This window comes from Undibacterium sp. Dicai25W (genome assembly GCF_049340505.1).
Taxonomy (GTDB): Bacteria; Pseudomonadota; Gammaproteobacteria; order Burkholderiales; family Burkholderiaceae_D; genus Undibacterium; species Undibacterium jejuense.
This window is the reverse complement of sequence record NZ_JBMPOQ010000023.1, coordinates 16,541-31,164: the sequence shown is the minus strand read 5'-3', so window position 1 is coordinate 31,164 and position 14,624 is coordinate 16,541. Positions and strand designations below refer to the sequence as shown.

General features: G+C 50.3%; 15 protein-coding genes. All 15 read left to right on the top strand.

The genetic code is table 11. The features are described from left to right. Positions 1–4 precede the first annotated feature (4 nt). Positions 5–1,303: a nucleotide sugar dehydrogenase gene (locus ACO0KY_RS17570; protein ID WP_423048211.1), complete on the top strand. Its 1,299-nt coding sequence runs from the start codon at positions 5–7 to the stop codon at positions 1,301–1,303. A 1-nt stretch (position 1,304) separates the two neighbouring features. Next, positions 1,305–2,354, top strand: coding sequence for a nucleotidyltransferase family protein (locus ACO0KY_RS17565; protein ID WP_423048209.1), 1,050 nt, complete (start codon positions 1,305–1,307; stop codon positions 2,352–2,354). Then, positions 2,351–3,043 carry a cytidylyltransferase domain-containing protein gene (locus ACO0KY_RS17560; protein ID WP_423048207.1) on the top strand — a complete coding sequence of 231 codons (693 nt, stop codon included), beginning with the start codon at positions 2,351–2,353 and terminating at the stop codon, positions 3,041–3,043. The genes ACO0KY_RS17565 and ACO0KY_RS17560 overlap by 4 nt, the downstream gene beginning before the upstream one ends. Before the next feature lie 17 nt (positions 3,044–3,060). Beyond that, the gene (locus ACO0KY_RS17555; RefSeq protein WP_423048205.1) at positions 3,061–4,374 is read left to right on the top strand and encodes an N-acetyl sugar amidotransferase; all 1,314 of its coding nucleotides are present in this window, start codon (positions 3,061–3,063) and stop codon (positions 4,372–4,374) included. After that, positions 4,371–5,132: an imidazole glycerol phosphate synthase subunit HisF gene (gene hisF / locus ACO0KY_RS17550; RefSeq protein WP_423048203.1), complete on the top strand. Its 762-nt coding sequence runs from the start codon at positions 4,371–4,373 to the stop codon at positions 5,130–5,132. The genes ACO0KY_RS17555 and hisF overlap by 4 nt, the downstream gene beginning before the upstream one ends. Next, the gene (gene hisH / locus ACO0KY_RS17545) at positions 5,129–5,770 is read left to right on the top strand and encodes an imidazole glycerol phosphate synthase subunit HisH (protein ID WP_423048201.1); all 642 of its coding nucleotides are present in this window, start codon (positions 5,129–5,131) and stop codon (positions 5,768–5,770) included. Before hisF ends, hisH (ACO0KY_RS17545) begins: the two co-directional genes overlap by 4 nt. Before the next feature lie 13 nt (positions 5,771–5,783). Beyond that, the gene (locus ACO0KY_RS17540; protein WP_423048199.1) at positions 5,784–7,064 is read left to right on the top strand and encodes a lipopolysaccharide biosynthesis protein; all 1,281 of its coding nucleotides are present in this window, start codon (positions 5,784–5,786) and stop codon (positions 7,062–7,064) included. After that, a complete protein-coding gene (locus ACO0KY_RS17535; RefSeq protein ID WP_423048197.1) occupies positions 7,061–7,561 on the top strand; it encodes an acyltransferase in 501 nt (166 codons plus the stop codon). Before ACO0KY_RS17540 ends, ACO0KY_RS17535 begins: the two co-directional genes overlap by 4 nt. Before the next feature lie 137 nt (positions 7,562–7,698). Then, positions 7,699–9,015 (top strand): hypothetical protein, encoded by a 1,317-nt coding sequence (locus ACO0KY_RS17530; protein ID WP_423048195.1) that lies wholly within the window; start codon positions 7,699–7,701, stop codon positions 9,013–9,015. Continuing rightward, positions 9,015–10,100, top strand: coding sequence for a hypothetical protein (locus tag ACO0KY_RS17525; RefSeq protein ID WP_423048193.1), 1,086 nt, complete (start codon positions 9,015–9,017; stop codon positions 10,098–10,100). The genes ACO0KY_RS17530 and ACO0KY_RS17525 overlap by 1 nt, the downstream gene beginning before the upstream one ends. Positions 10,101–10,170: 70 nt before the next feature. After that, on the top strand, positions 10,171–10,815 hold the full coding sequence (locus ACO0KY_RS17520) for an acyltransferase (RefSeq protein WP_423048191.1): 645 nt from the start codon (positions 10,171–10,173) through the stop codon (positions 10,813–10,815). 1 nt (position 10,816) lies between these two features. Beyond that, a complete protein-coding gene (locus ACO0KY_RS17515; RefSeq protein WP_423048189.1) occupies positions 10,817–12,031 on the top strand; it encodes a glycosyltransferase family 4 protein in 1,215 nt (404 codons plus the stop codon). Beyond that, positions 12,016–13,218 (top strand): N-acetyl sugar amidotransferase, encoded by a 1,203-nt coding sequence (locus ACO0KY_RS17510; RefSeq protein WP_423048187.1) that lies wholly within the window; start codon positions 12,016–12,018, stop codon positions 13,216–13,218. Before ACO0KY_RS17515 ends, ACO0KY_RS17510 begins: the two co-directional genes overlap by 16 nt. Beyond that, entirely contained in the window at positions 13,215–13,832 is a 618-nt protein-coding gene (gene hisH / locus ACO0KY_RS17505; RefSeq protein ID WP_423048185.1) for an imidazole glycerol phosphate synthase subunit HisH, read from the top strand. The genes ACO0KY_RS17510 and hisH (ACO0KY_RS17505) overlap by 4 nt, the downstream gene beginning before the upstream one ends. A 4-nt stretch (positions 13,833–13,836) precedes the next feature. Beyond that, positions 13,837–14,622 (top strand): AglZ/HisF2 family acetamidino modification protein, encoded by a 786-nt coding sequence (locus tag ACO0KY_RS17500; protein ID WP_423048183.1) that lies wholly within the window; start codon positions 13,837–13,839, stop codon positions 14,620–14,622. Positions 14,623–14,624 lie beyond the last annotated feature (2 nt).

The window sequence follows — 14,624 nt, the reverse complement described above, 5'->3', positions numbered from 1 at the left end:
TTTGATGGAATTAGAAAATAAAAAAATTGCTGTGGTCGGTCTTGGTTATGTTGGTCTGCCACTTGCTGTTGAATTCGGAAAAATAAAGCCAGTTTTGGGCTTCGATATAAATGATGCCCGTATTGCAGAATTGCGTTCTGGTAAAGACAGTACGCTGGAAGTGACTCCGCAAGAGCTGGTGTCTGCAAACCGTTTGGAGTTTAGCAGCGACCGCAGCAAGCTTGCTGATTGTGGCGTTTTCATTGTTACCGTGCCGACTCCGATTGATACTGCCAATCGCCCTGATTTGACGCCGATCATCAAGGCTAGCGAAACAGTCGGCAAAGCAATGAAGGCGGGTGCTATCGTCATTTACGAATCGACAGTCTACCCTGGCTGTACTGAGGAAGTCTGCGTGCCCATCCTGGAAAAAGAGTCAGGCCTGAAATTCAACGAAGGCTTCTTCTGCGGTTATAGCCCCGAGCGTATCAACCCGGGCGATAAGGTTAACACCCTGACTACTATCAGGAAGATCACCAGCGGCAGTACGCCTGAAGTGGCTGAGGCTGTCGACGCGCTGTATCGGGAGATCATCAAGGCGGGCACATGGAAGGCCAGCAGTCTGAAGGTAGCTGAAGCTGCAAAAGTGATCGAGAACAGCCAGCGCGACTTGAACATCGCTTTTGTCAATGAGTTGTCCGTTATCTTTGACCGCTTAGGTATCGACACCACGGAAGTACTCGAGGCTGCCGGCACAAAATGGAATTTCTTGCCATTCCGTCCTGGGATGGTAGGTGGACACTGCATTGGGGTAGATCCATATTACCTGACACACAAGGCTGAGCAAGCAGGTTATCTTCCTCAGGTCATTCTGGCAGGACGACGTATTAACGACAATATGGCACGCTATGCTGCTCGAAATATCATCCGACTGATGTTGAAGAATGGCATTGACGTTTCTAACAGCACTGTGGGCGTGATGGGCATCACTTTCAAGGAAAATTGTCCGGATATACGTAACAGCAAGATCGCCGACTTAGTCAAAGAACTCTCCCATTGGGGCGTAAAGGTTGTGGTGACAGACCCATGGGCCAATGCTGATGAAGTGAAGCACGAATACGGCATCAAACTAGGCGTGATCGATGACCAGAACAAGGTGGATTCATTGATCGTGGCGGTGGGGCATGAACAATTTAAGGCCATGCAGCCTGAGGTATTGCGTGCGTTTTGTAGATCTGAAAAGCAACCGATCTTAGGTGACCTCAAGAGTCTGTTTGATCGCGAAGCATGCGCCAAGGTTGGCTTTAAAGTCTTCCGTTTTTAACATGAAGAATTGGCAAAATACGCTTATAGCACCGTCGCTCTCATTGCGAGAAGCGCTGCAGACGATTAACGACGTCGGCTGCCAAATGGCACTGGTAGTGGATGGCGAACGTCGCTTGCTGGGCACGCTGAGTGATGGCGATGCCCGCCGCGCTTTATTACGTGGGGTAACGCTCGACACGCCAGTATCGGAAGCCATGCACACGACTCCGACGGTGGTACGCAATCACGAAGATCGGGAAACACGATTAGGCCTGATGAAGCTTCATGGCTTTCACCAGTTACCTATCGTTGATAGCGACGGGCACATTGTCGGGTTAGAGACAGTTGATGACTACCTGAATGCACCTTCCCGTGAAGAGTCTGTGGTCATCATGGCCGGTGGCTTGGGTAGCCGGCTGAAGGAATTGACGCGGGAAACACCCAAGCCAATGCTGAACGTTGGCTCTCGCCCGATTCTGGAGACTATCGTCCGTTCGTTCTCCGAACAAGGTTTCCACCGCTTTTACCTTGCGGTGAACTATAAAGCAGAACAAATCGAAGCACACTTCGGTGACGGTTCCAGATTCGGAATCGAAGTGCATTATCTGCGTGAGCAACAGCGTATGGGCACAGCTGGTGCATTGAGTTTGCTTCCGGCAGAGATCGATCATCCAATTGTGGTGACCAATGCAGATTTGCTAACAAAAGCGAACTATGCTGCGATGATCGAGGATCATCTGGCAACACGTGCTGATGCAACGATGGGAGTACGTAAATACGAGATGCAGGTGCCATTTGGTGTAGTTCAGGAAAAAGAGGGGCGTATTTCCAGTGTTGTTGAGAAACCCGTTCACCAGTTCATAGTGAGTGCTGGCATGTACGTGTTGTCGCCATCGGCTCTAAAGCTGGTTCCGCGGGATCAGTTTTTCGATATGCCAACGCTCTTCGATACGATTACGGAGAAGGGCCTTTATGCCCGCTCCCATCATGTGGATGGCTACTGGCTCGATATTGGTCAACCGTCGGACTTTGAACGAGCAAATCATGACTTCCATGAGGTGTTCAGATGATTGGTGCGCGCAAAGTACTTGCATTAATCCCTGCTCGAGGTGGATCAAAAGGCATACCAGGGAAGAATATCGTAGACTTAGCGGGAAAGCCGTTAATCTCCTGGACTATCGAGGCTGCTAAAGCGTGCCCTGGTATTGACACTATTGTGCTATCTAGTGACGATCCCACCATTGCTGAAGTGGCTGCGCGTTTCGGATGTGCCGTTCCATTTGTAAGACCACAGGAGTTAGCAACGGATGAGTCGTCAAGCATGGATGTTGTGTATCATGCTTTGGAGCAGTTGCCAGATTTTGATGTTGTTGTACTGCTTCAGCCGACATCACCATTACGGACTGCTGTGGACATCGAAGCATGTCTGAATATTATGCAAAGTGCACCAGCTGTTGTAAGTGTTCGGCCCTCAGAAGATCATCCATACTTGACTTTCGAGATTAACGATGAAGGTACCCTTACGCCATATGCAAAACCATCGGCTGGTCAGTCTCTGAGACGTCAGGATCTTCCCAGTGCTTGGTGCTTGAATGGTGCGATTTATGCCGCAGACACCAAGTGGCTTAGGGAACAACGAAGCTTCATTTCTCCAAAAACTGTCGCTTACCAGATGCCATCTGAGCGTTCTATTGATATTGATACTCCGGCAGATCTTCGCCTCGCCGGTCAGTTGTTGCAACTTTTACACGAAAACTGAATTTTTAAGGAAAGCAAATGAAAATTGGCCCGCACCCAAGTACCGACCTTAGTCGTTTTACCAAGTCAGAAAATGAGCTTGATGTTCTTTACGGACTACCTCGTCATGTTGCATTTTGTAAAATGTGCAACATGTCAAATCAGCAGCCAATGTCGAGCAATGAATATGCGCACGGTAAGAGTTCCACGAAAACCACGCTAAGCTTTGATGAGGAAGGTGTCTGCCACGCCTGCCGTTTCAATATACTCAAAGAAGATGGCGAGATTGATTGGGATGAGCGTGAGAGAGAACTTATTGAGCTGTGTAATAAGTATCGCAAGAACGATGGCACCTACGACTGTATAGTCGGTGGCAGTGGGGGCAAAGATAGTGCGATGCAGTCTCACTTGCTGAAGTATAAGTATGGCATGAACCCACTGACGGTGACATGGTCTCCACACTTGTATACCGACATCGGTTGGAAGAACTTCCAACAGTGGCTGCACGTAGGTGGTTTCGATAACTACCTGTTCACACCAAATGGCAAGATCCACCGGTTGCTTACCCGTAACGCCACGATCAATTTGCTGCATCCGTTCCAACCTTTTATCTTGGGTCAGAAGACATTTGTAGCGAAAATGGCTGCGCAGTTCAACATTCCACTGATTTTCTACGGTGAGATGCCCGGCGAGTACGGTGAGAAGATATCTCACAAGACTTCGAGTTATGCTAAGGGCACAGAGGCTGCGGAAAGCGAAGGATTCTCTCTGGACTACCTGCGCGGCAAGGATGTTCGCGATGTTTTGCTTGGAGGCAAAGCAATCGGTGAATACCTTGATGAGGGCGTGGCGATGGCTGATCTAAAGAGTTACTTGCCAATGGATCCAGACGTTCTGCACCGCAAGGGCATAGACTTTAAGTACCTGGGTTATTACAAAAAATGGGTGCCGCAAGAGGCTTATTATTACGCTGTGGAAAATACCGGTTTCGAGGCCAATCCTTTGCGCACTGAAGGCACTTATTCTAAGTACAACAGTCTTGACGATAAAGTGGATGGTTTCTTCTACTTCACCCGTTGGATTAAGTTTGGTGTCGGCCGTGCAATGATGGATTCGGCACAGGAGATCCGTAACCATCACATCGACAAAGAAGAGGCCATGGCCCTGATGCGCCGTTACGAAGGTGAATACCCTGCTCGGTATGAAAAGGAATTTCTCGACTACATCAGCATGTCGCGAGATGAATTTTTAGCGCTGTGCGATCGTTTCCGTTCCCCGCATCTGTGGAAGGTAAAAGACGGCGAGTGGTGCCTGCGCCGTACACCTTGGGACGATATGGGGTCCGCTGTATGATGCCCACGCGGCTAATTCCACGCCTCGATGTAAAGGGGAAAAACCTCATCAAAGGTATTCACCTTGAAGGGCTTCGTGTGATTGGTGATCCACAGGCCTTTGCACGCAAGTACTACGAAGATGGGGCGGATGAACTGTTATACGTAGACGTCGTAGCCAGCCTGTACGGACGCAACAGTCTGCATGACATCGTACGCCGCACAGCGCAGGATGTTTTTGTGCCACTCACGGTAACGGGCGGCTTACGTTCCGTGGATGATGTGCGCGAAATGCTGCGCGCTGGAGCCGATAAGGTCGGCATCAACACTGCAGCTACCAAGCGTCCCGAACTTATCCGTGAAGTGGCGCGAAAGTTCGGCTCACAGTGTATGGTGCTGTCGATCGAAGCCAAGCGTACATCCGTAGGTAAGTGGGAGGCATTCACTGACAACGGTCGCGAACCCACGGGGCTCGACGTTGTCGAGTGGGCGCAGCGTGGTGTTGAACTCGGCGCTGGTGAGATTCTCCTGACTTCAGTGGACCACGAAGGTACACGTGAAGGTTTTGATACGGACCTGATTGCTGCAGTGGCGTCTGTCGTTCCCGTGCCGGTAATTGCCAGTGGTGGCATGGGGCAGCCTCGTGACATAGCAAATGCTGTTCGTGATGGCCAGGCTAGTGCCATTGCCATGGCCGATATCTTGCATTATGGCCGCGCTACGCTGGCTGACATCCGTGCAGCCGCTCGCGATGCAAATTTAGACGTAAGAAAACCATGAGCAATACTGTTACCCTAATTGATTACGGCCTAGGCAATTTACTAAGCGTCGCTCGTGCCTTTGAGCATTGTGGAGCCAAGGTCGTGTTGTCGCACGATCCCTCTGAAATAGAACACGCCGAGCGCCTAGTGCTTCCTGGTGTTGGTGCATTTGCAGATGGTATGCATGAACTACGCGAACGTGGACTTGTGGATCCAATCCGACGTTACGCTGAGTCTGACCGGCCATTACTGGGCATCTGTTTAGGAATGCAGATGCTGGTCACAACCAGCGAGGAGTTCGGCGAGCATAAGGGGCTTGATCTGATTCCTGGCCGTGCCCGGGCGATTCCGCAAATGGCTACCAATGGCGTAGCGCTTAAGATTCCCCATATCGGTTGGAGTGCGTTGCATCGCCCGGAACACGCAGACTGGCAAGGCAGCCTGCTCGTTGACACAGCGCCAGGAAGCTCGGTCTACTTGGTTCACTCATTTGCTGTCGAAACCGATGACCAGAGCCATCTGGTTTCATATTGTAATTATGGTGGGCACAGTATAGCCGCTACAATCCAGCGTGGCGCAGTAGTTGGTTGCCAGTTCCATCCTGAGAAGAGTGGCCCTGAGGGGCTGCGAATGCTCGCAGCCTTCATGCGCAGCTGAAGGGCGCATCTCGATGTTGTTACAGTTACTCCGTTCTGGAGCGGTATATGGCCTCGCTAACGTGATGGCTGCAGGTGTGCCATTCATGTTGCTCCCGGTGCTCACGCGCGCACTTTCACCGACCGAGTATGGTGAAGTTGTATCGTTCTTTATGCTGGTTTCGGTTGCTACTGCGATGGCGGGTCTGAGTCTCCATGGCGCCGTCGGCGTGCGATGGCTTGATTCCAGCAAGGGAGATCCCCGTGGCTATACACGGACCGCCATGCTGCTAGTGATTTTCACGACGATACTTACGACCGGCCTCGCCGCATTGCTCGGGCCGGTTGTCGGCATCAATCTGAGCGCCGCGACATGTGGAATGGCGGCTGTCCTGGCAGGCTGCATGGCATTGCAGGGAATGCGCTTCGCTGTATGGCAAAGCTGCAATCAAGCTTTGCCTGCTGCCGCGCTGCAGGTAGTTTCAGCAGTACTGGGTGTGGCATTCTCTCTGGCAGCTGTGCTGCTGTTCGGTTGGGGGAGCATTGGCCGGATCGGTGGCGCCGTGGTTGCAGGACTTGCTATAGCAGGTTTCAGCGTCCTGTCGCTGTCCCGTCTTGTCGGGAGCAGCAAGCCTAGTTACGTTTCGGCAGCAGCCTTGTTGCGATTCGGTGTGCCGCTGATACCACATGCGATGGCAGGAGCTTTGCTGGGTAGCCTCGACCGCTTCGCGGTATCGGCGCAACTTGGCACCGAAACGCTCGGAGTGTATGGCGCAGCGTCGCAACTTGGGCTAGTAATCAACGTACTCGCTGACGCAGTAACCAAGGCGTTTACCCCTCAGATGTATCGCATGCTGGCTCGTAACACTGCGCGTGATCGTCTGAGAGTAGTGGCCTTGAGCTATTTGAGTGTACCCGCTTGGTTGCTGATGGCACTCGCGCTCTGGGCCATGTTGTTGGTCGGCGGCGGGGTTTTGTTGGGTGCGAAGTATTTGGCTGCGATTGACCTTACGATCTGGTTCTTACTTGGTGGAGCGCTAACTGGCGCATACTTGAATGTGGCTGGCCTCTTTTTCTTCACCAGTAAAACGGAATGGATCAGTGTGGCGACACTAACTGCATGTGGTATCACGGCGGTTTTGGCGCCTTGGGCTGTTGCGAACTATGGAGTGCTGGGCGCTGCATTGTCTTATTGCGCAAGTCAGGCCACGCTTCTATTAGCAGTGTGGCTATTGTCAGTGCGCGTTAAGCCTATGCCTTGGCAACGTCCGGTTCTTGCACTGCGTGTTTTGGCCCGCTCTTGGAGAGCACGATGATGTGGCGATTACTATCCAATTTACTATTGCGTCTACGAATGTTCTTCTGGAGCACCGTGTATCGAGGCTATCGGCAGCAGTACTGCATTGCGCCGAGCTTCCGGTTCAATGGTGCAGGAATCCAATTCTATGGCTCTGGCCGTATTGAACTGGGAGAGGGGAGTTATGTTGGCGAGCTTTGCAGCTTGCAGGCGACTTCTGGTGAGACCATTCGCATCGGTGCGAAATGCAGTATCTCGCATAATGTACGGGTCTACACTTCCACAGTACAAGCGGATGCGGATTTCAGGAAAGGTCCGGGCCCAAGTTTGGTCGGCTCAGTGTTGATAGGCGATGGCGTTTGGATTGGTGCCAACACCTACATTGGTCCAGGAGTGACAGTTGGTGAAAATGCAGTTATCGGTGCTAACTCTGTAGTCACGAGATCAGTACCTTCATCAGAAATTTGGGGGGGAGTTCCGGCGCACCTCATTCGCGTTAAGCGAGAGAACTCATGACTATGCACTCTGTACAGAGCCTCGCCCTGAACGACCTTTTGGTTATTGAGGATGACTCGGCATTATTGGAGTTTTGTTGTAGTGCAACTGGTTTGCCACTTTGGCCGCAAATTCGAGTAATGGTGTTTCGGATGATGATGTCTGACTTACTTTACGGCGTACGTCTAACTGGCACCTCGAACGCTCCGAAGTCGTTGACACGCTCTGCGAGCACTATGCTGCGTTCGCTTCTCCACAATTCACGACAGTTGGCTAGCGAAGGCGGACGCGCTAACATCTGTATTACGGCCGAAGGTGTTGCTGATCAAATGGTAGATGGAAAGTGGTTCAATCGCCTGACTGACCATTTCGTAGCGGCTAGACCGGCGGACACACTGGTGCTGGCTGATCATTTCGAATGGCGTTGGCCATTTCCACGACATCACGGCCGCATGGTCATGCATGCGCCATGGCAGGCTATGAATGCTGTTCGCGGGAAAATGTGTGTCCAGGCCGCTCATTACAAGCAAGCGAAAGAGCTGGTACAACTGATCAGTGATCGTGCACAAATGCATATGGGTTGGGAGCTGGATGCAGAGCGCCGAAAGGCATTGATCAGCACGCTCGCACGTAAGGCTGCATCTATGCCGTGGCAGTATGGCGCCTATGCTAGGTTGTTGGAACGCGTTCTTCCGCAACTGTTGATGGTGGGGGCAGGATGTTATGGTCCGGCCGCAAGTCTGATTGCAGCAGCTAAGTCTTTGGGTATTTGTACTGCGGAGTACCAGCATGGCGCCGTTTCTTCAGGCCATGATGCATATAATTTCGCACCTACTATTCAAAATAGTGCCATCTACAAACGTACTCTCCCGGATCATTTTTTGGGTTATGGCAAGTGGTGGAATGATCAAATCAATGCACCTGTCCAAAAGTGGGCAGTCGGCAACCCACATCGAAGTGCACGAATTGATGGGCTTGGGGTTCAAAAAGAAGCTCAGACTGATTTGTTGATTTTGAGTGATGGAATTGAATTCAATTTGTACCTCGATTTGGCACGCAGCTTGCGAAGCCACGCCGAGGCGATGAACCTGAGGGTTGTGCTCCGTCCGCACCCGCTTGAGAGAACTCGCGCATTGCAGATGAGTAAGACAGAGAGTGCTGGATTCCAGATTGATACTAATGCTGACATTTATCAGTCACTCAAGACTGCCCATACCGTGGTGAGCGAGGTATCTACCGGTCTGTTCGAAGCTGTTGGGATTGTGGAGAGAATATTGATCTGGGATACACCAAAATCCCGCTTCGGATACCCAAGCCATCCCTTTGAGACATTTGATTCAGTTGATACACTGTTGCAGAAATTAACGCATTTGAATGTCGGAATCCGCGAAGAAAGATTTGATGTGGAACATATCTGGGTCGCAAATTGGAAGAAGAATTTTAATAATTTTCTTATCAATCAAGGGCTTTCCTGATGGATAAATTTGATATTTTTTTAAAAATAAAAAAAAGCAATTTTTCATTGGCTGTGCTATTGCTTGCGTTTTGCATACTAGGTTTAGTTTTTTTATATATGGTTGGAAATGTTCAGCTGGAGGAGACGTTTCCGCCACTCCAGTTCTTTGCAGATTCAAACACTTATATTAAGACCTTCCGCGGCGAGGATGATAACGGGGCGATAATTAGGGTGGATGGAAATTATCTAGGGCCACTGCTGGTATTAAATGTTTTTCAAGGGAATAACTATTTAATATTACTTTTCAATGTGTGCGTCTTTGCCGTGTCAGTTATCGAGATTGCGAGGAAGTTAAAGCTCAATTCATTACACCTCGGAATATTTTTAATGCTTAGTCCGCTAACAGTATCGAGCCTCCTTGCAGTAAACAAGGAAATTTTTCTGTTCCCGTTTTTGGCCTTGGCTTTGAACGCGTATTTGAGGAAGTCCCTTTTTTTAGCTTTAATTGCATTTTGCTTTTGCTTGTTGGTGCGATGGCAACTGGGGATTTTTTACATGGTGTTGATGCTAATTATCAGGTGGCGTCACATGATTTCAAGCAGAGTAAAGTTGCTACTTGCGATGCTAGTTGTGATTTCAGTAGTGTATCTTGCAGTCCAACCCATCATTGAGCCCATATTGTTGTACGTACAGTTATCGAATGAAAATTATGAGGACGGCGGTAGTGGGTTATTTGAGCGTGTTTTAGAAATGCAGAATAGTGGTTTTTATTTTTTGATATTCCCGCTCAAAGCCTTTCACTTATTGTTTGGTATGGGGTTTAAAGTTGATAAAATATTAAACCCTGTCGAACTGTATAACGATTTATTTGTAGCAGGGCATTGCGCAGTAACGTTTATAATTTTTTTGATACTTTTTTTAAAAAGAAAAATATCCATCAACTCTGACTTGCTTTTTGTAGCCGTGATATTTCTGGTGTTTTTTTGCGTTACGCCGATTTTTGCGCCTAGGTATCTTTACTTTGTTTTCGTTCTTGGCGTGCTTGAATTACTAGGAGCTCCTACCAATCTGGCGGAGTTGCAAACTCGGCGCCGATCTAGGTGATTTTCATATGGAACTAGCGGAAAACTCTCTAGCCTGACAAAATCTATTATCAATATAATCTGTCTCTATAATGTCTAAAATCTACATTCATCCTTCAGCTGTCGTAGATGCTGGTGCACGGCTTGGTGACTTTACGTCTGTTTGGCACTTTTCCCATGTGGAATCTCATGCAGTTGTGGGCGAAAACTGCAATCTCGGACAAAACGTCTATGTCGGTAATAATGCCGTAGTTGGTAACGGATGCAGACTGGGTAACTCAGTTTCAGTATTTTCCCATGTCGAATTGGGCGACTTCGTCTTCTGCGCGCCATTCATGGTGTTCACGCACATTTCCTTTCCACGTGCAGCGGTCAATCGGCGCGAGAGCTTCGTTAAGACGATTGTGAAGACTGGGGTGACGCTAGGCGCTAATTCCACAGTCGTGCCGGGCGTGACGATTGGTATGGGGGCGTTCCTGGCGGCGGGCTCCACTCTCACGAAAGATTGCAAGGATTGGGCTATGATGCTCGGTTCCCCTGCACGTCAAATCGGATGGGCAAGCGCTTACGGCGAGAAAATTCCTTTGCCATTGACTGGCGAAGGAGAGTGGAAATGCCCACACACCGGGGATACTTATGTACTTGAAGACTCCACGTTGGTGCGTACCCCTGGTCACACGGATATTCTGCAATATCATCCTGGTGTCAAAATTGAACGAATGAAGAGCGTGGACTGATATGAGGGTTTTGTATATCGACGGTGTTGGTCCCTTTGGCGGGGCCTCACGCAGCTTATTCGAGGCTGTGCGTGCATTGAGAAACGATGGGGTAAAGCCGTATTTCGTGGTGGCGAACGGAACTGCGCTCGATTTTTATGGTCAGGTAGCGGAGGAACTGATCGCTACGCGTGGCTTGACTCGCTTCGACAATACGCATTACAGCCATTACCGCGGAGTACGATGGCTGGTCTTACTAAGGGAGCTTTTTCACCTGCCATACACGTTGTTCGCAATTCGAAAGGCGCATCGGAAATGGCAAGGGAAGATCGACCTCATCCACGTTAATGAGGTAACGGAAATTATTCCTGGCTTGTTTGCCAAGCGACTGTTCAAGGTTCCCATGGTGGTTCATGTTCGTTCTCCGCAATGGGCAAATTTGCAGTCCTGGCGTTCACGTTGGATTTATGGAAAGCTTAAGAGTTCGGCCAGTGCTGTGATCGCGATCAATGAGACGACACGGGCCACGATGCCGGCAGAATTGGAAGTCGATGTTATCCAAAACTCTTTTACACCGAAAAGGGCACCCAATCCAGATCCAGTCATGTTGACCAAGCTGGAAAAGCTTCGGCATGGCTCCCTGAAGGTCGGTTTCGTCGGCAATGTCCAGGTTTCGAAGGGAATACTTGAACTCGTCGAGGCCGCGAAGCTACTAAAGGAGCAGGGTGCCGACGTTGAGTTTGTTATTGTCGGCGGTCACACTCGCGTTGACAAAGGACTTAAAGGTTGGGTGCTTAGCAAAGCTGGCCTTGTACAGGATGTTGTGGAGGAGCTGGAACGACGCATCAAACAATACGGGTTGGAGAACTCTTTCCACCTGCTTGGCGCGACAGGCGATATCCAATGCGTCTATGAACGTTTGGATGTCATCACTTTCCCGTCCCACTTTGATGCACCTGGTCGCCCGGTCTTCGAAGCCGCTTTCTCGGCAGTTCCGAGTATCGTTTGTGTCAGCAAACCGTTGGCCGATACTTTGATTCATAACGAGACCGGCCTAGCCATTCCCGCCCGAGATCCCGTGGCGTTGTCTATAGCAATCAAGCACTTCGAGACCGATCGGGAGGAAGTCAAGCGCATGGGAAGTCAAGCCCAAAAGCTTGCAATCGATAACTTTGAGCCAACGCGCAATGCTTCTCGCTTACATGATATTTATAAGCGCGTTTGCCGTTCCATTTAATAAAAAATTCATCGGGATTCTCTGATATGGGCTTAGCGAAAATAACTGACCGTCAATACCAAATATGCAGTCGCTGCATCATGGATACGACCGATCCTAATATCGGTTTCGACGATCAAGGATGTTGCGACTACTGTAATAACTATGATGGCATGATCAAGCCAAATTGGGATACAGGTGTAACCGGCGGACGCCAACTGGAACAAATGGCAGATGCGATCCGTCAGGCTGGTCAAGGCAAGGACTTCGACTGCATCATTGGTCTCAGTGGCGGACTTGATAGTTCATACGTCGCTTATGTAGCCAAAGAAAAAATGGATCTGCGTCCGTTGTTGTTCCATGTGGATGCAGGATGGAATACCGACCAGGCAGTTGGTAATATCGAGAAGTTGGTCGATGGCCTGGGTCTGGATCTCTACACCGACGTGGTGAACTGGGAGTCTGTAAAACGGATGCAGGTAGCATTCATGCGCGCAGGCATTCCTGACCAGGATCTGGTGCAGGACGCTGCTTTCTTTTCTGGATTGTATAGGTTTGCACGCAAGTACAAGATCAAACACATCATCACTGGCTCCAATTTCTCGACCGAATGCTGCCGTGAGCCAGAAGAATGGGGAGGTTACCTGGGGATCGACAAGACCTTGTTTGGCGATATCTGGAAGCAGGGCGGCGACGGCAAACCGAATGATGAATTCCCGCTGGTGGACATCCTGGTCTACAAGCTGTGGTACCAGAAAGTGTTGGGAATGAAAGTGTATCACCCGCTGAACCTGGTACCTTACGTTAAGAAGGATGCTGAGGATGAGCTGGAAAAACGTTTCGGGTGGCAGCGTTTCCAACACAAGCATCATGAGTCGCGCTTCACTCGCTTTTACGAGGATTATTGGTTGCCACGGCGCTTTGGTTATGAAAAGCGGCGCGCTCATTTCTCCAGTCTGATTATGACGGGACAAATGACGCGTGAAGAGGCGATAGATCGTATTTCCCGCCCGGAAATGGACGAGCATTTCCTTAAGCAAGAGTTCGAGTATGTGGCTCACAAGTTGGGCTTGACGGTGGACGAGTTGCAGCAATTGTTTGAGATGCCTAAAAAGACTTTCCGCGATTACAAAAATAAGCGCGATTTGATTGGAATGGGTGCGAATGTCATGCGCAAGCTGGGATTGGAAAAGAGGTATTTCCGATGATTTGCATCGTTGATTACGGCGTGGGCAACATTCAGGCTTTCCTGAATCTGTTCAAGCGTGTTGGTATCGATGCCCGGCGGGCTGACACCCCGGACAGCTTGTCCGATGCCGTGCGCCTGGTGTTGCCCGGAGTGGGACATTTTGATCATGCCATGGAGCGGCTCAACAATTCGGGCATGCGTCCCAAGCTCGAAGAGTTGGTTCTGGGGGCGCAAGTGCCGGTGGTCGGCATTTGTGTGGGTATGCAGATGTTGGCACAAGGTTCTGACGAGGGTGACTTGCCTGGTTTGAATTGGGTGCCAGGGCGGGTGCGCGCTTTTGCAAACCAGCCCCAAAGTGCCAACTTGCCGATGCCGCACATGGGCTGGAACGAACTGCAGCCGAGTGCACATAACAAGCTGTTCTCAAAGGGGTTTGAAGAGAACCCACAATTCTATTTCCTGCACTCTTACTATTTTGACGCAGAAGACAAGCAGGACGTGGCGGCCACTGCCAGCTACGGTCTGGACTTTGATGCGGTTGTGTCACGCGGGCATATTCATGGTGTGCAGTGCCACCCTGAAAAAAGCCATCATTGGGGTGAACAACTCTTGAAAAATTTTGTGGAGCTATAACAAGATGTTGCGTCCTAGAATTATTCCTTGTTTGCTGGTACACCAAGGGGGCTTGGTTAAGACCCAGGGCTTCAAGGACCCAAAATATGTGGGTGATCCCATCAATGCTGTCAGGATTTTTAACGAGAAAGAATCCGATGAGTTGATGGTGCTCGACATTGATGCCACAGTCAACAAAGTGGAGCCCGACTTTGCCTTGATCGCCAAGCTGGCTGCGGAATGCCGCATGCCACTTTGTTATGGTGGCGGCGTGACCACTGCAGCGCAGGCGGCTCGCATCATTGACATGGGTGTTGAGAAGGTGGCGGTGAGCGCTGCTGCCATCGCCAATCCCGCGCTACTGACGGAAATGGCAGCAGCAGTGGGACGACAGTCAGTAGTCGCGGTGGTGGATGTGCGCAAGCGTACCGGATTGTTCGCCAAAGGGTATGAAGTGTGCACCCATAACGGCAAGGTAAGCCACAAACTGGATCCAATCGCGTTGGCCAAGCAGTTGCAAGACGCCGGTGCTGGCGAGATTGTGGTTAATTCGGTCGATCGGGATGGTCAGATGCAAGGCTATGACCTGGAGCTGGCCGCGCAATTCAAGCAGGCCTTGAAGGTGCCTGTGACCTTTTTGGGAGGCGCCGGATCACTCGATCATTTAGGCGAACTGGTCTCCAAATTGGGTGTTGTAGGAGCTGCCGCAGGCAGCCTGTTCGTTTTCAAAGGTAAATATCGTGCGGTATTGATTAACTACCCCACGCCCGAGCAAAAGAAACTGCTCTGTCACGAAGCACTAAAGAGATAAAT